The sequence below is a fragment of the Rhodoferax saidenbachensis genome (genome assembly GCF_031457975.1).
In the GTDB taxonomy this organism is placed as follows: domain Bacteria; phylum Pseudomonadota; class Gammaproteobacteria; order Burkholderiales; family Burkholderiaceae_C; genus Allorhodoferax; species Allorhodoferax saidenbachensis_A.
In genome coordinates, this window is sequence record NZ_JAVDXO010000001.1 from 203,264 (window position 1) to 222,885 (window position 19,622).

At 62.6% G+C, this 19,622-nt stretch carries 19 protein-coding genes and 1 tRNA gene; 6 read left to right on the forward strand and 14 right to left on the reverse strand.

The annotated features are described in order from the left end of the window. Positions 1-34: 34 nt before the first annotated feature. From J2X15_RS00995 to J2X15_RS01005, 3 genes are all read right to left on the reverse strand, one after another. Positions 35-511: a hypothetical protein gene (locus J2X15_RS00995; protein ID WP_310338551.1), complete on the reverse strand. Its 477-nt coding sequence runs from the start codon at positions 509-511 to the stop codon at positions 35-37. A 93-nt stretch (positions 512-604) separates the two neighbouring features. Next, complete coding sequence (locus tag J2X15_RS01000; protein ID WP_310338553.1) at positions 605-931, reverse strand: hypothetical protein; 327 nt, start codon at positions 929-931, stop codon at positions 605-607. Positions 932-1,181: 250 nt separating this feature from the next. Continuing rightward, positions 1,182-1,853: a hypothetical protein gene (locus J2X15_RS01005; protein WP_310338555.1), complete on the reverse strand. Its 672-nt coding sequence runs from the start codon at positions 1,851-1,853 to the stop codon at positions 1,182-1,184. A gap of 672 nt (positions 1,854-2,525) precedes the next feature. Here J2X15_RS01005 and J2X15_RS01010 point away from each other — a divergent pair. Continuing rightward, on the forward strand, positions 2,526-2,735 hold the full coding sequence (locus J2X15_RS01010) for a hypothetical protein (protein ID WP_310338557.1): 210 nt from the start codon (positions 2,526-2,528) through the stop codon (positions 2,733-2,735). A gap of 47 nt (positions 2,736-2,782) precedes the next feature. Beyond that, positions 2,783-3,004 carry a hypothetical protein gene (locus J2X15_RS01015; protein ID WP_310338560.1) on the forward strand — a complete coding sequence of 74 codons (222 nt, stop codon included), beginning with the start codon at positions 2,783-2,785 and terminating at the stop codon, positions 3,002-3,004. Between the two features lie 71 nt (positions 3,005-3,075). On the opposite strand, the gene hemH is transcribed toward J2X15_RS01015, so the two are convergent. Continuing rightward, positions 3,076-4,179, reverse strand: a complete 1,104-nt coding sequence (gene hemH, locus J2X15_RS01020) for a ferrochelatase (RefSeq protein ID WP_310338562.1) — start codon at positions 4,177-4,179, stop codon at positions 3,076-3,078. A 19-nt stretch (positions 4,180-4,198) separates the two neighbouring features. Between hemH and J2X15_RS01025 the strand changes: the two genes are divergently transcribed. Further along, a complete protein-coding gene (locus J2X15_RS01025; RefSeq protein ID WP_310338564.1) occupies positions 4,199-4,897 on the forward strand; it encodes an HAD family hydrolase in 699 nt (232 codons plus the stop codon). Here J2X15_RS01025 and J2X15_RS01030 read toward each other — a convergent pair. The 10 genes from J2X15_RS01030 to hpnC all read right to left on the reverse strand — a co-directional run bounded on the left by J2X15_RS01030 (position 4,894) and on the right by hpnC (position 14,876). Further along, a complete protein-coding gene (locus J2X15_RS01030; protein ID WP_310338567.1) occupies positions 4,894-7,293 on the reverse strand; it encodes a penicillin acylase family protein in 2,400 nt (799 codons plus the stop codon). The two genes, J2X15_RS01025 and J2X15_RS01030, sit on opposite strands and share 4 nt — an antisense overlap. Positions 7,294-7,328: 35 nt before the next feature. Continuing rightward, entirely contained in the window at positions 7,329-8,654 is a 1,326-nt protein-coding gene (locus J2X15_RS01035) for an ABC1 kinase family protein (RefSeq protein WP_310338570.1), read from the reverse strand. After that, positions 8,629-9,174 carry a DUF2867 domain-containing protein gene (locus tag J2X15_RS01040; protein WP_310338571.1) on the reverse strand — a complete coding sequence of 182 codons (546 nt, stop codon included), beginning with the start codon at positions 9,172-9,174 and terminating at the stop codon, positions 8,629-8,631. The genes J2X15_RS01035 and J2X15_RS01040 overlap by 26 nt, the downstream gene beginning before the upstream one ends. Continuing rightward, entirely contained in the window at positions 9,171-9,908 is a 738-nt protein-coding gene (locus tag J2X15_RS01045; protein WP_310338573.1) for a TetR/AcrR family transcriptional regulator, read from the reverse strand. Before J2X15_RS01045 ends, J2X15_RS01040 begins: the two co-directional genes overlap by 4 nt. Before the next feature lie 16 nt (positions 9,909-9,924). Continuing rightward, positions 9,925-10,299, reverse strand: coding sequence for a hypothetical protein (locus J2X15_RS01050; RefSeq protein ID WP_310338575.1), 375 nt, complete (start codon positions 10,297-10,299; stop codon positions 9,925-9,927). A 27-nt stretch (positions 10,300-10,326) separates the two neighbouring features. After that, positions 10,327-10,692 (reverse strand): DUF6463 family protein, encoded by a 366-nt coding sequence (locus tag J2X15_RS01055; RefSeq protein ID WP_310338577.1) that lies wholly within the window; start codon positions 10,690-10,692, stop codon positions 10,327-10,329. 62 nt (positions 10,693-10,754) lie between these two features. Then, positions 10,755-12,050, reverse strand: coding sequence for a hydroxysqualene dehydroxylase HpnE (gene hpnE / locus J2X15_RS01060; protein WP_310338579.1), 1,296 nt, complete (start codon positions 12,048-12,050; stop codon positions 10,755-10,757). Then, positions 12,047-12,886 carry a presqualene diphosphate synthase HpnD gene (hpnD, locus tag J2X15_RS01065; RefSeq protein WP_310338581.1) on the reverse strand — a complete coding sequence of 280 codons (840 nt, stop codon included), beginning with the start codon at positions 12,884-12,886 and terminating at the stop codon, positions 12,047-12,049. The genes hpnE and hpnD overlap by 4 nt, the downstream gene beginning before the upstream one ends. Before the next feature lie 30 nt (positions 12,887-12,916). Beyond that, positions 12,917-13,780 carry a hypothetical protein gene (locus tag J2X15_RS01070; protein ID WP_310338584.1) on the reverse strand — a complete coding sequence of 288 codons (864 nt, stop codon included), beginning with the start codon at positions 13,778-13,780 and terminating at the stop codon, positions 12,917-12,919. 238 nt (positions 13,781-14,018) lie between these two features. Next, complete coding sequence (gene hpnC / locus J2X15_RS01075; RefSeq protein WP_310338587.1) at positions 14,019-14,876, reverse strand: squalene synthase HpnC; 858 nt, start codon at positions 14,874-14,876, stop codon at positions 14,019-14,021. A gap of 146 nt (positions 14,877-15,022) precedes the next feature. On the opposite strand from hpnC, the gene J2X15_RS01080 reads away from it, so the two are divergent. The 3 genes from J2X15_RS01080 (at position 15,023) to J2X15_RS01090 (ending at position 19,555) form a co-directional block, all read left to right on the forward strand. Next, a complete protein-coding gene (locus J2X15_RS01080) occupies positions 15,023-16,192 on the forward strand; it encodes an efflux RND transporter periplasmic adaptor subunit (RefSeq protein WP_310338589.1) in 1,170 nt (389 codons plus the stop codon). Between the two features lie 7 nt (positions 16,193-16,199). Further along, positions 16,200-19,355, forward strand: coding sequence for an efflux RND transporter permease subunit (locus tag J2X15_RS01085; protein WP_310338591.1), 3,156 nt, complete (start codon positions 16,200-16,202; stop codon positions 19,353-19,355). A gap of 113 nt (positions 19,356-19,468) precedes the next feature. Continuing rightward, positions 19,469-19,555, forward strand: a tRNA-Leu gene (locus J2X15_RS01090). Positions 19,556-19,622 lie beyond the last annotated feature (67 nt).

Below are 19,622 nucleotides of genomic sequence, written 5' to 3' on the forward strand. Positions count from 1 at the left end.
TGGTCTTCCGGCGTATTTGTTCCCTGCATTTGCATCATCGACGCATTCCATCGCCGCCGTTGAAAATGCTCAATCCTTTGGCAATGCTTTCGCAGATATCCAAAACCGCATCGTCTCTCATGGAGCGACCGAACAGAGCGTGCAATCTGGCAAGCAGCAGGTGTTGGCCTTTGGGGCCACTGAGGTGGATAGACCAACCAGCATTTCTTGCAAATGGGCTCGCGTAAACCCTGGTGAATTCACGCAGAGAGATGGTTTTAAATTTGCGAACCGGATTCAAGGCGGAGTAAAAAAAGATTGCCTCCCTCGCGCGGAATGAGATGACAACTTTTTCGACTCGGGATAACCACCATGTTGCAAGCAGTGCGACGTTGATCAGTGCACACACCGCTTTAAAGGCGACGCTGTTGGACTGAAGCGTGCTGCCTAGGAGCATCCAGACGCCCATGAAAAGTATCCACGGATTTCTAGGTATCTGAATCGAGATTTCGCTCTGTTCCTGTTGATGCATTTGAGCTCTTGTTTTCAAAAGTTACCTAGAAAACCTACAGCGGCCGTTGAGTGTCCGTTTTTGCCGCTGATTGCGGACAGTCGATTGACGCCTTCATGAATCGCCCCACTTTTCAACCCCGGTCCATATCAAATACGCGCCCACAACGGTGCCAACCGGGAACGCAAACAACATGACGATACCTACCAAGTTAGTCATGATGCGAGCCCAGGGCTTTTTCCTCTTTGCGCCGGTCGCGATAACAAAATGAAGGGCGAATAATATGCAGCCCCCCATCAACAGGAGCAGCAGAACCTGAATGACCTTCGATTGCTCACTACTCTTAACGATGTGACCCAACAACCAGAGCCCTGCCGCTCCAACTACGGTAAGAAATAAGTAGGCCAGCGCCAAAAATCTATGTGCCTGGGCGGTCTTCAAATGTGGTTCCATTTCTCTGCCTGTATTTGTTCGTTGCCCGGCGCGGAACCGTATTTCTTTACTGCGGACTAACGATCAGTGCTTATCAGCCGCATGAGGTATTGATGGTATGACCGCTTCCGCCACGAAGTGGAGGCGTCTGCAGACTGACTGCAGACATTCAATGCGTTCCGAAGCAGTCGTTAACGTCTGAATACACCGGCCTACGTGGCTTCTTGCGCAGGTCCGGTGGAATGATAAGTTAACAGTTTCACCGCTCCTCCCAATGCACTGGGAGGTCCAGAATTTCGTTGTCCTTCCAGGCTGTGACAACACCAGAAACAAATGTGCCTTTATTGTTCTTGGCGATGTTTAGCGAACTGACGTGGAGACGATAGCCTGGGCCGACCTGCTGCTCAGCTATGGACTTCGCGCGGTCCGCCGATTCACCGCCGAGTAAGAGGGCCATGAAGGTGCCCATGACAATGACCAACCCAACGCCTGCTGCTGCGGGAATGCGCATGTCTCGTTGTTTTCTCCCAGCGCTGGCACGGGCGGCCATGACTGGTTCGCGCCCAAGTTCCCTAAATAGCCAGACCAAGAGGCCTAGAACGAACACCATAAACGTGAACGTGGCGAACGACGTACCCGGATTAAGGCGGAACTGTGTGAGCGTAAGGGCGAAGGGCTGCATGAAGGGCCATGCAATCAGCAATGCAACGAAAGCTGCAAGCATGAAAACAGCGAACCACCGAACTAATGAAGCCGCCCGAAGACTGCCACACAGCAGAAAGATGCCAGCGATTACCGCAAATATGTTGAAGCTCGACGAATACGAAATGCGGTTGGCAATGCAGTAAATCATCACCGCAATGTCGATCAAGCCGACTACCAACAAGACAGCGCCGACGCGCTTGAGAATAGGAGTGTGCTGAGTATCCATAAGACTGCTAACGAAAAATGTATGGAAGTGTCATTGAAGCGTATCAGACTGAACCCCACCGCTAGAAGACTGTTTTCGGCCGCAGCCCTGGACGTCTGCAGACTGAAAGCGGTCTTAAATGCCGTATAGATGTGGAGCCGCAATTAACCGTCTTTCTTAGCTTCGCAAATAGGCCTTCAAAGCGACGAAAAATATGAATAGTCCAATAAGGCATTCAAATAGGACGTAACCAAGCCAAGGGGAGTTTGGTTGAAATAGGTACCCCAGCGCTGACCCAGCTGTACAAAAAAGGCGTTGGTGAATTCCACTGCACGATACATTCTTCAAGCTACCCGCCGCAAAGACCATCCAAGCATCAGCCAGTGATATTAAAGACAAAATGGCGGCTACAAGTGATGCCGAGCGAAGCTCTTTCGAAGTTGGAGGGAGATTCATTGGCAAACAACTTTTGTGTGAATATGGATTATCGCCATCCATCAACTCGCCCAACTACCTGAATGAACCACGCAGTAGCCAACCTAGGTAGTTCTTTCAGTGTCGGCAATCCCCACAAAGCAGCCCACCTACATTTTCCAAACCAATCACTCGCAACCCGGCAACGTCACCTTGCCCTCAATGGTGATGTGCTCGAAAAAACACAGAGAATAACGTTTTAGATACCGAGAATTCCCTGTGAACCCATCCGCCGCCCATGCCGAACTCATCGCTACTTTCCGCAGGGCGGAGGCCGAGGCTGCGCACAAGTTCGGATTGATCAAAGCGGCTGGAAAAAAGGGGCCCAAGGCGATTCAGGTTGCTGTCGAAACGGCGGCAAAGGCTGCAAAGCGCAGGGATTCGTATGCCAAGAAGCTCAGCGCCTTGGGTGTGGATCTCAAGGATTGAGCAGCGCGCAGCGGGTTGCGGATCATCGAAATTTGGAAAGAAACCTGATGGAAATAGAAGATCCAGAGCCGATCGAGGAATACGTCCCAGGTGTCGCGGGTGGGCGGCATTACATGGCCAAGCTGTGTCACTTCCCTGATGGTCCTTGGACCATCGAGGTCATTCACGTGGAGTCTCTGCCGCCGCTGCAAGGCAGCGACAAGACCTGGCCGACCCGGGATGAGGCTGTTCAGGCGGCAGACAAGCTGGTGGCAGACCAGGCTCACTAAATTGCTATCACTTTAGTAGCTGATGGCGCATATTCCACGGGGGCTAGAGGCATAAAGCAGTAATGAAGAGCCTACTGCTTGGCCCCCATCTTCACCGCAGCTTTTCTTGATGTCTGCAGCACCGCCGCATCCGGAACCTCCAGCGTGGGCCACCCCTGCAGATGCTTCTGCGTCAGGTTGCACAGCGCGGTGATCCACTCGGGGTCGTCGTTCAGGCAGGGGATGTAGTGGAACTCCTTGCCGCCTGCTTGTTTGAATGCCTCGCGGCCTTCCATGTTGATTTCTTCCAGCGTTTCCAGGCAGTCGCTGCTGAAGCCGGGGCAGACCACGTCCACGCGTTTCACGCCGGCCTTGCCCATCGCAATCAGCGTGGGTTCGGTGTAGGGCTCCAGCCACTTGGCGCGGCCCAGGCGGGACTGGAAGCTGACCTGGTATTGGTCCTTGCCCAGGTTCAGTGCTTCGGCTAGCAGGCGCGCGGTCTTGTGGCATTCGCAGTGGTACATATCGCCCAGCTGCAGCGTGCGTTCGGGCACGCCGTGAAAGCTCATGAGCAGTTTGTCGGGTTTGCCATTGACCTTCCAGTAGCGCTGAATGCTGCTCGCCAGCGCGGCGATGTAGCCCGCGTCGTCGTGGTAGCGGTTGATGAAGCGGAACTCGGGGATGGCGCGGGTCTTGGTGGCCCAGGTGTACACCGCATCGCACAGGCTGGCCGTGGTGGTGGCGCTGTACTGCGGGTAGGCCGGCACGATGAGCACGCGGGTCACGCCCTCGGCCTTCATGGCGTCCAACTGCGAGGCAATCGACGTGCTGCCGTAGCGCATGGCCCAGCGCACCTTGACCTGGTGGTTGCGCTGGCCGAGCCAGCCTTGCAGCAGCTTGGCCTGTTTCTCCGTCCAAACCTTAAGCGGCGAGCCTTCCTTCGTCCACACACTGGCGTACTTGGCGGCCGACTTGGCCGGGCGCGTGCGCAGGATGATGCCGTGCAGGATCAGCAGCCACAGTAGGCGCGGAATTTCCACCACGCGCGGGTCACTCAAAAACTCCGCCAAGTAGCGGCGCACGGCCTGGGGCGTGGGCGCATCGGGCGTGCCCAGGTTGCACAGCAGCACCGCGGTGCGGGGCACCTGGCCATGGGTGTAAGGAGGCTCGGGCTGGAAGGGGGAGGTGAGAAGCATGCGGTATTCTCCCGCACCTATGCTGGCACTTTCTTCCATCCGCGCAATCACCCTCGATCTCGACGACACCTTGTGGCCGATCTGGCCCTGTATTGAACGTGCGGAAAAGGTGTTGCATGCGTGGCTGCAACAGTACGCACCGGCCACCGCCACGCTGTATGCCGATCCGCATGAGCGGCGCAGTATCCGCGAAGCCACCGAGCAGAAGTGGGCCGCCCAGGCGCACGACCTGAGCGTGCTGCGCCGCGAATCCATTCGCCTGGCGCTGGAGCGCACGGGCGACGACACCGACCTGGCCGACCCCGCCTTCGACCTGTTCTTTGCCGAGCGCATGCGCGTGGAGCTGTTTGACGATGCCATTGCCACGCTGGAGTGGATGGCTGCGCGCTGGCCGATTTACGCCGTGTCCAACGGCAATGCCGATGTAAACAAAGTGGGCTTGGGCGGCTACTTCAAAGGCAGTGTGAGCGCACGCGATGCCGGCGTGGGCAAGCCCGACCCGCGCATCTTCCATGCTGCGGCCGATGCGCTGGGCGTGCCGCCCGAGGCCATCCTGCACGTGGGGGACGACGCGGCGCTGGATGTGCTGGGCGCTCTGGGGGTGGGCATGCAGGCTGTGTGGGTGAACCGCAGCGAAACGCTGTGGAGCTACGCCCAGCAGCCCCACGCCACCGTGGCCAGCCTGACCGAGCTGCGCGACCTGCTGGCCGGGGGCTAGCGCCCCGGCTTCAGTGTCAACGTGCTTTCCGTGTGGGCCTTGACGTCGTCTTCGTCCAGGTGCTGCGGCACATAGGCGCCTGCCGCATAGCGCTCGGCCTGGTCGGCGTAGTGCTTGTCAAACCGCACACCGCTTTGCCCCACCGGGTTGATGCCCACCGACTGGCTGGCATCGGCAAAGTCGATCACGCGCCGCGTGGAGGGGCCGTAGCTAACGGCCCAGGGGGCCGGGCCAATGGCGTTGGACAGGTTGTTAGGCGTCTCGCGGCCGCCGGGCACCGGGAAGGGGCCCACGTTGAACAGCCAGTCCAGCGGCTTTTGCCGGCCCAGCGGGTGGTTGTGGGTCAGCGTGTGGGCCGCACCCCAGCGCCAGTCCAGCAGGCTGGTGCCGTATAGGCCTTGCAGGTGCTTGAGCGTGTTGACCCAGGCAATGCGCACGGTCTCAAAGCGGCTTTCCACCGCCTTGGTGTTCTTGTTGTCCCACCAGGGGGAATTGGCATCGGCCACCAGCAGGGGCAGGGCAAAGTCCAGCGCACGGGTTTTCAGCAGGTTCTTGAACTGCACCTCGCCCATCTCGTCTTCCATGGCGCTCTTGGCCAGCTCGTACATCAATTGCGTAAACAGCGTGGGGGCAATGCTGTCAGTGGTGTAGTTGCCGTCCCACTTGGTCAGGGGCTCCAGAAAGGCCTTGTCGTTCGGGTCGGTCACCACGGACTGCAGCACCGGCATCAGGTCTTTGAGAACCCGCAGCCCATAGCCATTGCTGGTGTCCAGTTGCAGGGCCTGTGCGGCCTGGGTGTCCCAGCGAATTTTGGGGTTGCTGAGTACGCTGTCCAGGCGCTGGGCGCGGTCGGCCAGGTTGTAGTAACCGGGCACGGGCACGCCGCTGCTGGGCTTGGGCTGGTGGTTGGCCGACATGATGTAACCGCGCGCCGGGTTTTCTTCCTGCGGATTGAAGGTGAAGGCATAGAAACCGGGCTTCTCGGCCTCGCCCTTCGCTGCGTCCAGGATGAAGGTGGGGTTCACGCCCACGGGGCGCTGGGGCAGCTTGGCCGCGGCCCACCAGCCGATGTCGCCCTTGGCGTTGGCCCACATGATGTTCAACCCCGGCGCATGGATTTTGCTGACCGCTTCGCGCGCCTTGTCGCGCGTGTCGGCGCGGTTCAGTTCATAAAACGCCTGCAGGATGGGGTTCTCGGTTTCCAGATAGGCCCACCACATGGCAATGGGCGTGTCGCCCAGGCTGTCTTTGAACGCATCGTTGATGATGGGGCCGTGGGGCGAATGGCGCAGGGTGAGCTGCACAGGCGCAGCCCCCTTGACCGTGATGGTCTCGGTACGGGTTTCCAGGTTCACCCACTGGTTGTTGTGCCAGACCTGCTGGGCGTTGTCGGGGTTCACCTTCTCGGCGATCAGGTCCATGTCGTCGTTCTGGAACATGGTCAGGCTCCAGCCAAAGTCCATGTTGTGGCCCAGCAGCGCGGCCGGGCTCAGGGCCTGAAAGTGGCCATACAACTCAAAGTCGGGCGCGCTCAGGTGGGCCTCGTACCAGACGCTGGGGGTGGAAAACGCGATGTGCGGGTCGCCCGCCAGCAGCGGCTTGCCGCTGACCGTGCGCTTGCCCGAGATGGCCCAGGCATTGCTGCCTTCCATCAGCGGGATGCTGGCCAGGTCCATGGCCTCCTGGCTGACCTGGGCGATGCGGTTCAGGCCTTTCCAGTCGTTGTCTTTCAGCGCCGTGGTCGGCGCCAGCACGCCTTCGGGGTGCCAGTCGATGTCAAACACGCGCAGGTAGTCGGCGCCCAGCTTGTCGCGGATGAAGGTCATGGCCGGCTCGGTGCGAAACGCCGCAGCAAAGCTGTAGGCCAGGTAGCCTGACACTGCCACTGTGTCCTCGGGCGTGAAGGGCGTGTGGGGAATGCCCAGGATGTCGAATTCCACGGGCGAGCGGTTGTGGTCCTGGTACTGGTTTACGCCGTCCAGGTAGGCCAAGAGGGCCTTGTTGGCTGGTGTACTCATGTCCATCGCGGCTGCCATGGCCTTGGCGCGGGCGCGTATGCCAAGGGTGCGGAACAGCTTGTCGGTGTCCAGCAGCTTGGGGCCCAGAATTTCGGCCAACTCGCCCTTGGCCAGCCGACGCACCATTTCCATCTGGAACAGCCGGTCCTGCGCATGCACATAGCCTAGCGCACGGTACATGTCGGTCTGGTTCGCTGCTTCGATGTGGGGCACACCGCGCTCGTCGTAGCGCACGGTGACCTTGGCACTCAGGTGGTCCAGCGGCAGCGTGCCGCTGCGCACAGGCTGTTTTTTGTAGAGATACCAGCTGCCCACCGCCAGCGCAGCAATCAGGAGCAGGGCGAACAGGCCGCCAACAATTTTCAGGATGAGCTTCATGGCGGCTATGGTGCCACCAAAATCACTCTCCGCCCCTAAAAAATCCAGGGGTTGGCGGTGCGTACCCGGGCGCCCAGGCTGCGTAGCATCTCGGTCAGTCCCATGTGCGCGCGGTCAAAGTGCAACAAGTCTGGGGGCAGGGCGTGCATGTGGAGCGTGGCGGCGCGCCGGGCGGCGGCATTCGGCTGGGGCGGTGGGGGCAGTTGGCCAAAGTCGTATACCGCGCTCTGCAATGGCAGACATTGCCAGTCCTGCCAGCCCGCCAGTGCGGGCAGCAGTTCGGTCTCAAAGCGGTGTTGGTCCAGTGCGTGGTCGATCAGGTCCAGCGCGAGGTAGGCCTTGCGCAGTGCCGCCGTGTCCTTAGGCGCACGCAGTGCGGCCTTCCAGGCGTTAGCGGCTTGCTCGCAAAACAGGGGTGACAGCGCGCGCGTGCAGCCAAAGTCCAGCAAACCCAGCTGGCCCTGCTCCATGAACAGGTAGTTGCCCGCGTGCGGGTCGGCCTGCAGCCGCTGCAGCCCCCAGGCGCACTGCATGAAGGTGTCAAACAGCAACTGGCCATAGTGGTCGCGCTGGGCCTGGCTGGGCCGGGTGGCCAGCCATTCGGCCAAGTGCAGGCCGTGCAGGCGTTGCATGGTCAGCACGCGCGGCGTGGTGCGGGCCATATGTGGCTGTGGCAGTACCAACTGCGGGTGTTGCAACGCTTTGGCAAACCACTGCAGTTGGCCGGCCTCGTGCAGATAGTCCAGCTCTTGTGTCAGCGTCTGGGCGATGTTGTCCATCACACGGGCCTGGATGTCGGCATTGGGGAGTGCTTCGGGCCCCAGGCTGATGCCCTTGAGCAGCAGGCGCAGCATGGCTAGGTCGCTCTGGATGGTCGCCGCCATGCCGGGGTACTGCAGCTTCACGGCCACGGCCTCGCCGCTGTGCAGCGTGGCCGCGTGCACCTGGCCCAGGCTGGCGGCGGCAAAGGCCTGCAGGTCGAAGTCGGCAAACAGCGCCTCGGGGCTGTCGCCCAGCTCCTGGCGCAGCAGCTTGAGCACCAGCGCGCGGTTCAGCGGCGTGACCTGGTAGTGCGCGCGCGCCAGCTGCTGGCGCACACCCTCGGGCAGCAGGCCCAGCTCCATGCTCAGCAGCTGCGATGCCTTCAGCGCCGTGCCCTTGAGCTGGTTCAGCGCGGTGAACGCAATACGGCCCATCTTGGCCTCGTGCTCCACACGGGCCGCTTCCTGGTCGGCCGCGCTGGCATTGCGCTGCACCAGCTGCGCGGCCGAGCGTGCCAGCTGCGTGGCACCGGCCTGTGCGGCCGCGGCACCCACGATGGCGCCGCGCGCGAGCTTACTGGTGCGCGGTGCGTGCGGCATGCAGGGATTGGCTCAGCATTTTGGGCACGATGCGCCGGTGCACCGGCCCCACGACGGCCATGTAGGCGCGGCCCAGCGCATTGTGGTTGTGCACCACGGTGCTGACCGACACCATGGGCTGGCCGTCTTGCTGGTGTTTACAGACCGAGAGTTCCACACGCAGGTGCTTGTCGTCATCGCACAGGATGACCTCAGGCGCCGACAGGTAGCACAGGCTGAAGATGCCCGCGCGGTCGCCCACGGCGTAGCGGGCGGCGGGCTTGGCGTCTTGCGCCTGCATCTTCACCTCCAGGCTGCCCAGGTGCTTGAGGCCCACCAGGCGCACGGCCTGGTTGCGTACCGACATGAGAAAGTTCATCCAGCCCGGCGTGTAGCCCATCACGGCCTGGTAGGTCTCCATGGCGCTGCTGCCCGGCTTCGGGTCGGCAAAGGTGTAGCAGTCGGCAAAGTCGGCGCCCGCGGTGCGCTGGGCAATCTGGCTGTGCACGGGCAGCGGGGTTTCGGTGATGGTGGTATTCATGGCATTTTTGGGGTTTGCAGGGTCTGGCGGGCGCGTTGCATCAGGTCCAGCCAACCGCCGCCGGGCTGCAGCAGGCGCGCCAGCTGGCTGCGCAGCATGAAGCCGCCCAACTCCAACAACCGGTCCACCAGGCCGCTGCGCAGCGCCAGCGTCAGCACGCCCAGGCTCAGGTCTGTCATGCGCGTGGTGTCAGCAAAGCCGTCCGACGTGTCGCGTAACCAGAAGCCCACCACCGCGTAGACATAGTCCGCCATCAGGCTGGAGAGGCTGCCCTGAAAGCCGCAAGGCGGCATCTCGCCACTGGCCTGCGCGGCCTCCAGCATCTCGGCAAATGCGGCCTGCAGCAGTGCCTTGCCGGGCAGGGCACCGCTGAGCAGGGCCAGCGGCGTCTTGTTGAGCAGCTGGTGCGCCAGGGCCACAAACTCGCGGTCGGGCAGCAGGGTTTCCAGCAGGTGGTCCACCAGCAGCTGCATGCGCTCTTGCAATGAAAATTTGTCCAGCCCCTTGGTCTTGCGCATGCGGACCAGCGCGTCCTCCACGGCTTGCTCAAAGTAGGCCAGCACCAGTTTCTCTTTGCTGGGGAAGTACTTGTAGATGGTGGCGTCGCCCAGCTCGGCGGCGCGGGCGATCTGCTTCATGGTGGTGCCCTCAAACCCGTGCTGGGTCATCAGGTCGACCGCCGTGCGGATCAGCAGGCGGTGGCTTTGGGCTTGTTGGGCTTTGGTGGTGCGCATGGGGGAGTGTGGGCGGTTAGAGGGTGCCGTCCCAGCGGGCGTCGGCGCGCAGGGCAGAGTAGGTCCAGAGGCCACCGGCCAGATCGGCCAGGCCAAACAGGATGATCATGGGGCTGCCCAGGCCCGCGAGGGCAAAGGCCGTGAACGCCACGAAGACGATAAAGCGCGTGTAGACGGATGCCACCAGAAACGGCTTGAACTCATGGCTGGCGGCCACCCAGGCGTACACGCCGATCATGAAGGCCACCAGCCCCACCACGCGAATCCACACATCGGGCGTGGGCGGTATCTGCAGCAGGGTCAACAGCAGGTTGGGCACGGTGATAAGCACGGCACCGGCGAGGAACAGGTAGACGGCGAAGACTTTGGCGCTGAAGGCGGAGCTGGACATGGGGACTTCCTTTTTACCTTTTTACTTTTACAGCGGGAGCCAGCCGCAACCCACGGCAATGAGCAGCGGCCCCGCAGGCAATGCAGCCCAGAAGGGGGACTTGGGAAAGGCGGCGGCCCCCAGCATGCCGGTGAGCAGCAGATAGCTGCCCACAATCCTCAGCAGCGCCAAATCACCCGTGGCGGCCGCGTGCAGGGCGGCGTGGCCGGCCAGCGCCACCAGGGGGCCAAAAATCATGAACCAGAAGGCGGTGCGCCGTTCCTCAGAAGCAGCGAACTGGCCGATGTAGCCATCGCCCCAGGCCGCCCGCAAGGGGGCTGCGTATTTGCGGGCGCCGTAGGCGACATGTCCCAAGCCCAGAAGGACCATGAACCAAGCGACGGTGTGTGCCATGGAAATGCCTTTATGAAAACTAACTTTTCATAAATATAGCATTTAAAGAAATTTAAAGATAGTTAGTTTTGTAAAAGACCTGCGGCGGCGGCTCCACTGCGCACCGCACCTTCCAGCGTGGCGGGGTAGGGGCCGTCCACATAGTCGCCACAGGCCCACAGGCCGGGGGCAATGGCCTGGGTCGGCCGTACCAGCCCTGGCGTGCAAGCAAACGTGGCGCGCTTTTCCACTACCGTTTGCAGGGGCGTGAGTGCCAGGCCCAGTTGGGCTTGCGCTTGGGCCAGCACTTGGGTTTGCAGGGTGTCGCGGTCGCCCTCGCTGGCGCTGACCACAAAGGCCAACAAACCTTGCGGGCCACCCAACTGGCCGCGATCGAAGACGAACTGGGCCGGGTAGGCCGCATCGCTGCGCAGCGCCAGCATGGGCTGGCTCAGGTGCGCGTTGGCGGCATGGGCATAGACGGTGGCAATGGCTTCAAACTGTAGGGCCTGTGCGGTAGCGGCCCAGGTTTGCATATGGGTTGCTATGGTTTCAGGAGCTGCTCGCGCAGATTCCACGAGGGCCAGGGCCGCATTTGATGAGGAAGTGGCCCATAGCACGGCGTCAAAAGCTTGGCCGTTCACGAGCCAACCGGTGCCAGGGTGTTGGGGTGCGAGTTGATCCACACGCGTGCCCAACTGCAGCACACCGCCCTGCGCCTGCAGCCAGGTGGCTGCGGCTTGCGGGAACAGCGTGGCCAGATCGGCGCGCGGCAACAGCAGGTTGGAACTGCCGCGCCCGCCAAACAAGGAGTCGCGCAACACGGTGAGGAATACCTGGCCGCTGGCGCGAGCGGCTGGCGTGTTCAGCGCCGACACGCACAGCGGGTCGATCATGGTGGCCAGCACCGTGGGTGTGAGCGTGCGGCACAGGTCGGCCACGCTAGTTTGTGGCGCGCAGGCAAAGCCGCCCAGCTGCCAGCCGGTGGTGGCGCGCAGCAGGCTCCATTTGTCGGCCCAGCTCCAGCCCTTGGCAGTTGCAATGCCGGCCAGCGCATCCAGCGGGCTGGGCCAGTCGGGCAGTGCCAGGCCGTCGCCATCGGGGAACAGCAGGGTGAGCGGCAGGCGCAAGAGCGTGGCCTCTGGGTCCACACCCACGGTGCGCATGAGTTTCAGGGTGTCGCTGTAGGCGCCAATGAGGATGTGCTGGCCGTTATCCAGCACCACGGGTGTGCCATCCGGAAAAGTGCCATTCAAGGCTCTGGCCCGCCCGCCAACTGCGCGGGCTGCTTCGAAAACCGTAGCGTGGTGACCGGCTTGTGTGGCGGTGACCGCAGCGGCCATGCCGGCCCAGCCGGCACCTACAACGGCTACCTTCATATACGGCCGAGGGCTTGTACCTTCCACGCCAGCCAGAACTTGCGCAGCGGCGTGAGCGCGATGCGCTGGTGCAGCACCTGGAAGTTGTCGGCCTCGATCTCGCGCAACAGCGCGCGGTAGATGCTGGCCATCATCAGGCCGGGCTTTTGCGTGCGGCGGTCGGCAGCGGGCAGCAGGGCCAGGGCTTCGTCGTACAGCGCTTGTGCACGCTGGGTCTGGAATTGCATGAGCGCGGTGAAGCGGTCGGAGTAGGTGCGCTTCAAAATCTCGTGCGCCTTCACGTCGAACTGCTGCAGCTCGTTCACGGGCAGGTAGATGCGACCGCGTAGCGCGTCTTCGCCCACGTCGCGGATGATGTTGGTGAGCTGCAGAGCCTGGCCCAGCTTGTGGGCGTAGGCGGTGGTTTGCGGGTCGGTCTGGCCAAAGATGCGGGCCGCCACCTCGCCCACCACACCGGCCACCAGGTGGCAGTAGCGCTGCAGGTTGGGGTAGTCCAGGTAGCGGGTTTGCTCCAGGTCCATCTGGCAGCCCTCGATCACGCCCAGCAGGTGGCGCGCCTCGATGCCATACAGCGCGGTGTGCGGCATCAGCGCCTTCATCACCGGGTGTACCGGGTTGCCAGCAAACGACTGGGCCACTTCGGTCTGCCACCAGGCCAGCTTGGTCGCGGCCACGCCGGCGTCCACCATCTCGTCCACCACGTCGTCCACCTCGCGGCAGAACGCATAAAACGCGGTGATGGCGGCGCGCCGCGGTGCGGGCAGAAACAGAAAGGCGTAGTAGAAGCTGCTGCCGCTGGCGGCGGCTTTGTCCTGGACGTATTGCTCTGGGGTCATGGCGGGGATTGTTACATCCCGCGGCCGCCCTCAGCGGAACTCGGAGGGTTTGAAGTAGTACTCGTCGGGGATGGTCAAAAACGCATCGGTGAGCACGGGGTTGTCGATCACGATGGTGGCCCGCTGCGCCAGCTTGGCACGCTGCAGGGCGCGGCGCACCGAGGGGTCGCTGGCCAGCAGTTTCTGGAACGCGCCTTCGGCAAAGGCGCGCTTGAGGCCGGACAGAATCATCGCGTGCAGCTCGCCGCTGTCTGGCCGCAGATAAAACAGGCGGGCAAAGCGGTAGATCAACAGCACATGCGGGTCCACGATCATGGAGGGGGCGAAGTCGCCGTACTGCTCAGAGAAGCCGTACACCTCGTTCATGCCCAGGGGCAGAAAGTCAAAGCGCTTGGCCTCCAGCATGGGGAACAGCGACTCCAGCGTGGGCCCCGTCACGACGGGGATGCCGGCGGCCTGCATGATGGTGTTGTTGGACCAGCCCAGGCCTTGCCCCGCGCGAAAGCGACGCAGCTGCGTGAGGTTGCCCACGCGGGCAAATTCGTTTTCCAGGCTGTAGTGGATCAGGCTGAGCCGATAACCCAACAAGCCACGGTCGATGGGGAAGTACACCGCGCTGAAGGCCTTTTCGAACTCGGCACCCGAGCCAAAGTCCGCCACATTGACCTCGCCCCGGCGCAGCATGGCGCGGGCGCGCTCGTCGTTGACTGCAACGGGATGCAGGCTCAGGGTGTAGGGCTTGCCGCAGCGCTGCAGCGCCAGCTCCAGCACGCGGTAGCCCAGGTTGTCAGTGCCATTGGCGTTGAGGTTGGGGTAGACCACGGCCACGGGAGACTGCGCACGCGCCGCGTGGGCGCCACCCAGCGCCAGGCTGGCACCGGCGAGGTGTAGCACGGAGCGACGGGTCCAACGATTTTGCAGATTTTCTTGTTTTTTGACGGACACGGGCATGTTATTGATTGGACCATGGCCATAGGCCACAACCCTGCCAAAGTTCTAGGGGAATGCCCGAGTTTTACGCTTAAAAAGTGGACCGTTTGGTCAGGTGTATTTGGGGTTGGATAGCGCTGTAGCCAGCGTCCAATATGCGGTAGTAGCTATTAATTTAGGAGCGTTCGTGGCTGGGGTGTGCTTAGGCACGCATGCGCCAGGCGCGCCACAACAGCAGTGGGAAATCCCAGGCGCGCAGCACCGGGCGCTGGTTCAACGTGCGGTGGTCCAGCGCCGCGATCTTGTCCAGAATGCGCAGGCCGCCTTGCACCACCAACCGGAGCTCCCAGCCGGCCCGGCCCGGTAGGCGGTGTACCAATGGAGCGCCTCGCAGCATGGTAGCCCGCGCAGACTGTGCGCTGGCAGCTATCAGTTTGGTAGCGGACTCGGTCTGGCGCTGGGCCAGCACATCGGCCTGCGGCACGCCAAACTGGGCGCGCGCGGCGTCGCTCAGGTAGTAGCGGCCACGGGGAATGTCCACGCTCAGGTCCTGCCAGAAGTTGATGAGCTGCAGCGCGGTGCAGATGGCATCGCTCTGCGCTAGGGCCTCGGGGTCGTGCACGCCGTACAGATGCAGCAGCAGGCGGCCCACGGGGTTGGCGGAGCGGCGGCAGTAGTCCAGCAGCTCAGCATCGTCGGCGTAGCCCGTGCGGTCGCGGGTCTTTTCAATGTCTTGTACAAACGCGTCCAGCAGGTCGTGCAGTAGCTGGGTGGGCAGGGCATATTGCTGAATCGCCCACTGCAGTGGGCCAAACACCTGGGGCCAATCGGCAAAAGCGGTGCCGCCCTCGGCCGCCTGTTGCAGCGCCTGGCGGTAGGCCTGCAGGCTGGCCAGGCGCTGGGCGGGGCTGGCGTCGCCCTCGTCGGCAATGTCGTCCGCGGTGCGGGCGAAGTGGTAAATCGCGGCGATCGGCGCGCGCAGGTGCGGCGGGCACAGCCAGGAGGCTACGGGAAAGTTCTCGTAATGGGCAATCGGCGTAGCGGCGGGGGCGGTGGGCATGGGGCGATTGTGCCCGCGGCGGGTTTTGCTTTACCCCGGCTTGACAAAGGCCAGTAGTTACCCTAAATTACTAACCAGTTGGTCATTAGTCGGTGGTTGAGCCTGGTTTCAGCTGCCTTTTTTCTTTCCTTTCCGCACCTGCCACCATGCCACTCAAATCCTTTGCCACCGGGGCCACGCTCATTGCAGCAGCGCTGGTACTCGCCGCGTGCTCCAAGCCCGCGCCCTCCGAAGAACCCATCCGCGCGGTCAAGGTGATCACCGTGGGGCTGGATAGCATCCAGTCCGGTGCCGAGTTTTCGGGCGAGGTACGGCCCCGCGTCGAATCCCGTCTGGGCTTTCGCGTAGCGGGCAAGCTGGTGCGCCGCCCGGTGGAGCTGGGCCAAGTTGTGAAAGCCGGCCAGGTGCTGGCCCAGCTGGATCCCCAAGACTACAAACTGGCCACCGAAGCCGCGCGCGCCCAGGTGGCTGCTGCTGCCACCAACCGCGACCTGGCCGCTGCCGACTTCAAGCGCTTCAAGGAACTGCGCGACCAGAACTTCATCAGCGGCGCCGAACTGGAACGCCGCGACACCACCCTCAAAGCCGCCCAGGCCCAGTTGGACCAGGCGCAAGCCCAATTGAACAGCCAGGGCAACCAGGCGTCGTACACCACGCTGGTGGCTGATGTGTCGGGCGTGGTGACCGCCATTTCCGCCGAGCCAGGCCAGGTGGTGACTGCCGGTACGCCGGTGGTGCAAATTGCCCAGGACGGCCCGCGGGATGTGGTGTTCGCGGTGCCTGAAGACAAGGTGGCGATTATTAAGGCTGGTTCGTCGGTAGACGTGCGGGTCTGGGCCAGCAAGACCTCGGTCAAGGGCCTGGTGCGCGAGGTGGCGGCCAGTGCCGACCCCGTGACGCGCACGTTCACCGTGAAGGTGAGCCTGGACGCCAAGGACGCGTTGGCGCTGGGCACCACCGTGTCCGTTGTTCCCCAGGCGTTTGATCGCAGCGGTGTGCAAGTGGTCAAGCTGCCCACCAGTGCGCTGTACCAGAGTGGCAAGTCCACCGCGGTGTGGGTGTTGGACACGGCCAGCATGACCGTGAAGCTGCAAACCATCACCGTGGCCACGGCCGATGGCAACGAGGTGGTGGTGGCCGACGGCCTGCAGCCCGGCACCCAGGTGGTGGTGGCGGGCGTGCATGTGCTGTCGCCTGGCCAAAAGGTTACGCTGTACCAGCAAAAAGGTACGCCAGCCCCCGTGGTTACTGCGCCAGCAGCTCCTGAATCTGTAGCGGCTGCCGCCCAGGCAGCCAGCGCACCTGCCGCCAAGTGAGCTGCCCATGAACCTCGACGAACCCAAAAAAGGTTTTAACCTTTCCAAGTGGGCCTTGGACCACGCGGCGCTCACGCGCTACCTGATGATCGTGCTCTTGCTGCTGGGGGTGGCCTCCTACTTCCAGCTGGGGCAGGACGAAGACCCGCCGTTCACCTTCCGCGCCATGGTGGTTCGCACCTACTGGCCGGGCGCCACGGCGCAGCAGGTGGCCGAACAGGTGACCGACAAGATCGAGCGCACCCTGCAAGAGGTGCCCTACGCCGACAAAATCCGCAGCTATTCCAAGCCCGGTGAGTCGCAAATCATTTTCCAGATCAAGGACTCCAGCCGCCCCGCGGATGTGCCCAACGTCTGGTACAGCGTGCGCAAGAAGGTGGGCGACATCCGGGGCACCTTGCCCGGTGGCGTGGTTGGGCCCTTCTTCAACGATGACTTCGGTGACGTGTATGGCGTGATCTACGCGCTGGAGGCCGATGGCTTCAACTACGCCGAGCTCAAGACCTTTGCCGACGACGTGCGCCAGCGCCTGCTGCGCGTGCCCGACGTGGCCAAGGTGGAACTGTTCGGTGCGCAGGACGAGAAGCTGTACATCGAAATCTCGCAAAAGCGTCTGGCCCAGCTGGGGTTGGACCTGAACCAGGTATTGGCCCAACTCGGCCAACAAAACGCGGTGGAATCCGCCGGCGCCGTGCAAACCCCGCTGGACGTGGTGCAGGTGCGTGTGGGCGGCCAGTTCAACCGCGTGGAAGAGCTCGAAGCCATGCCCATCCGCGGCGCATCCGGCAACCAGCTCCGCCTGAAGGACATTGCCACCATCGCCAAGGGCTATGTGGACCCACCGTCGGTGAAGGTGCATCACCAGGGCAAAGAAGTGATTGCGCTGGGCGTCTCCATGACCAAGGGCGGCGACATCATTGCGCTGGGCCATTCGCTGGAATCCGTCTTCAAGGGTATTGAGAAAGACCTGCCTGCCGGTATCAAACTGGTGCAACTGCAGGACCAGCCCAAGTCGGTGACCACCTCGGTGGGCGAGTTTGTGCGTGTGCTGATCGAAGCCGTGGTCATCGTGCTGGCCGTGAGCTTCATCGCCCTGGGCCTGCACAAGCGCCCCGGCAACAACCCGCTGTGGAAGCGCTGGATTTTGGACATCCGCCCCGGTTTGGTCGTGGGCATCACCATCCCGCTGGTGCTGGCCGTGACCTTCCTCGGTATGTATTACTGGGGCATTGGCCTGCACAAGATTTCACTGGGTTCGCTCATCATTGCGCTGGGTTTGCTGGTGGACGACGCCATCATTTCGGTGGAAATGATGGTGCGCAAGATGGAGGAGGGCTACGACAAGGTGCGTGCTGCCACGTTTGCGTACGAAGTGACCGCTATGCCCATGCTGACGGGCACGTTGATCACCGCCGTGGGCTTCCTGCCTATCGGTCTGGCCAAGTCCACCACGGGTGAGTACACCTTTGCCATCTTCGCGGTGACGGTGCTGGCGCTGATCCTGAGCTGGTTTGTGTCGGTGTACTTTGTGCCCTACCTGGGTACGCTGTTGCTCAAGGAGCACAAGCACCATGCGGGTGAGGAATCTGTCCACACCGAGCACTTTGACACGCCGTTCTACAACATCTTCCGCAAGACCGTGAACTGGTGTGTGCAGCACCGCTGGCTCACCATTGGCGCCACCATTCTGGTGTTTGCCCTGGGGATCTTCGGCATGGGCAAGGTGCAGCAGCAGTTCTTCCCCGACTCCAGCCGCCCCGAAGTGCTGGTGGACATCTGGTTCCCTGAAGGCACGTCCTTCGCGGCCAACCAGGAAGTCACCCAGCGTGTGGAAAAACGCCTGATGCAGGAAGAGGGCGTCAACACCGTCAGCACCTGGATTGGTTCGGGCGTGCCGCGCTTCTACCTGCCGCTGGACCAGGTGTTCCCGCAGTCCAACGTGTCGCAGTTCATCATCATCCCCAAGGATCTGAAGGTGCGCGAGTCGCTGCGTGTGAAGCTGCCGGCGCTGTTGGCCACCGAGTTCCCCGAGGTGCGTGGCCGCGTCAAGCTGCTGCCCAACGGCCCGCCAGTGCCCTACCCGGTGCAGTTCCGCGTGGTCGGCCCCGAGCCCCTGGCGCTGCGTGAGCGCGCGGACGAGGTCAAGGCCGTGATGCGCGCCAGCTCCAACACGCGCGGCGTGAACGACAACTGGAACGAGCCCGTCAAGGTGCTGCGTCTGGAAGTGGACCAGGCCAAGGCCCGCGCCCTGGGCGTGACCAGCCAGTCCATCGCACAGGCCTCCAAGACGGTGCTAGCCGGTACCACCGTGGGCCAGTACCGCGAGGGCGACAAGCTCATCGACATCGTGCTGCGCCAGCCGCTGGACGAGCGCAATGCCATCACCGACATTGCCAACGCCTACCTGCCCACGGCCAGTGGCAAGTCGATTCCGCTCACGCAGATCGCCAAGCCCGTGTTCACCTGGGAGCCCGGGGTGATGTGGCGCGAAAACCGTGACTACGCCATCACCGTGCAAGGCGACATCGTGGAAGGCCTGCAAGGCGCCACCGTGACCGCCGAGCTGCAGCCCAAGCTGAAGGCCCTGGAAGAGCAGTGGCAAAAAGCGGGCTACCAGGGCTACGCCATCCAGGTGGCGGGTGCGGTGGAAGAAAGCTCCAAGGGCTCGGCCTCTATTCTGGTGGGGTTGCCGATTGCGGGCTTCCTAATCTTGACGTTACTGATGTTGCAATTGCAAAGCTTCAGCCGGACCATCCTAGTGTTCATCACAGGGCCGCTGGGTATTGCCGGTGTGGCAGGTGCGCTGATCCTGCTGGGCCGTCCGTTTGGCTTCGTGGCGCTGCTGGGTGTGATCGCCCTGATGGGCATGATCCAGCGCAACTCGGTGATCCTGATCGACCAGATCGAGCAGGACCGTGCGGCGGGCATCCCGGCCTGGGACGCGATTGTGGAGTCGGCCGTGCGGCGCCTGCGTCCCATCGTGCTGACGGCCGCGGCCGCGGTGCTTGCGATGATTCCGCTGTCCCGCTCGGTGTTCTGGGGCCCCATGGCCGTGGCCATCATGGGCGGGCTGATCGTGGCCACCGTGCTGACATTGCTGGCGCTGCCAGCGATGTACGCGGCCTGGTTTAGGGTCAAACGCGAGCCGGCAACGCTGGTCTGACGGAAGTCGGTCTTTCCGCAGGTTAAAATAGCGGGTTGACCGATTTCAAATGGGGGGTCAGAGTCTTGCGGCGCGAGCCAGCAGGTACTTCCGGCCTCCCATTGTTGTTTTTTGCGCGGGTGGCGAAATTGGTAGACGCACCAGGTTTAGGTCCTGACGCTGGCAACAGTGTGGGGGTTCGAGTCCCCCCCCGCGCACCAACCTTAAACAGGCATCTTTGAACGATGCCGCAGGTGAAAGTCCTGCCAAAACCAAAATTAGGAGTTA

What these genes read in the sequence shown, in the direction of transcription:
- J2X15_RS01015 (WP_310338560.1), top strand. Translation starts at nt 2,783, where the DNA reads ATGGAAATAGAAGATCCAGAGCCGATCGAGGAATACGTCCCAGGTGTC.
- J2X15_RS01005 (WP_310338555.1), bottom strand. Translation starts at nt 1,853, where the DNA reads ATGGATACTCAGCACACTCCTATTCTCAAGCGCGTCGGCGCTGTCTTG.
- hpnD (WP_310338581.1), bottom strand. Translation starts at nt 12,886, where the DNA reads ATGACCCCAGAGCAATACGTCCAGGACAAAGCCGCCGCCAGCGGCAGC.
- J2X15_RS01045 (WP_310338573.1), bottom strand. Translation starts at nt 9,908, where the DNA reads ATGCGCACCACCAAAGCCCAACAAGCCCAAAGCCACCGCCTGCTGATC.
- J2X15_RS01080 (WP_310338589.1), top strand. Translation starts at nt 15,023, where the DNA reads ATGCCACTCAAATCCTTTGCCACCGGGGCCACGCTCATTGCAGCAGCG.
- J2X15_RS01040 (WP_310338571.1), bottom strand. Translation starts at nt 9,174, where the DNA reads ATGAATACCACCATCACCGAAACCCCGCTGCCCGTGCACAGCCAGATT.
- hpnE (WP_310338579.1), bottom strand. Translation starts at nt 12,050, where the DNA reads ATGAAGGTAGCCGTTGTAGGTGCCGGCTGGGCCGGCATGGCCGCTGCG.
- J2X15_RS01025 (WP_310338564.1), top strand. Translation starts at nt 4,199, where the DNA reads ATGCTGGCACTTTCTTCCATCCGCGCAATCACCCTCGATCTCGACGAC.
- J2X15_RS01030 (WP_310338567.1), bottom strand. Translation starts at nt 7,293, where the DNA reads ATGAAGCTCATCCTGAAAATTGTTGGCGGCCTGTTCGCCCTGCTCCTG.
- J2X15_RS01050 (WP_310338575.1), bottom strand. Translation starts at nt 10,299, where the DNA reads ATGTCCAGCTCCGCCTTCAGCGCCAAAGTCTTCGCCGTCTACCTGTTC.
- J2X15_RS01035 (WP_310338570.1), bottom strand. Translation starts at nt 8,654, where the DNA reads ATGCCGCACGCACCGCGCACCAGTAAGCTCGCGCGCGGCGCCATCGTG.
- hpnC (WP_310338587.1), bottom strand. Translation starts at nt 14,876, where the DNA reads ATGCCCACCGCCCCCGCCGCTACGCCGATTGCCCATTACGAGAACTTT.
- J2X15_RS01085 (WP_310338591.1), top strand. Translation starts at nt 16,200, where the DNA reads ATGAACCTCGACGAACCCAAAAAAGGTTTTAACCTTTCCAAGTGGGCC.
- J2X15_RS01055 (WP_310338577.1), bottom strand. Translation starts at nt 10,692, where the DNA reads ATGGCACACACCGTCGCTTGGTTCATGGTCCTTCTGGGCTTGGGACAT.
- J2X15_RS00995 (WP_310338551.1), bottom strand. Translation starts at nt 511, where the DNA reads ATGCATCAACAGGAACAGAGCGAAATCTCGATTCAGATACCTAGAAAT.
- hemH (WP_310338562.1), bottom strand. Translation starts at nt 4,179, where the DNA reads ATGCTTCTCACCTCCCCCTTCCAGCCCGAGCCTCCTTACACCCATGGC.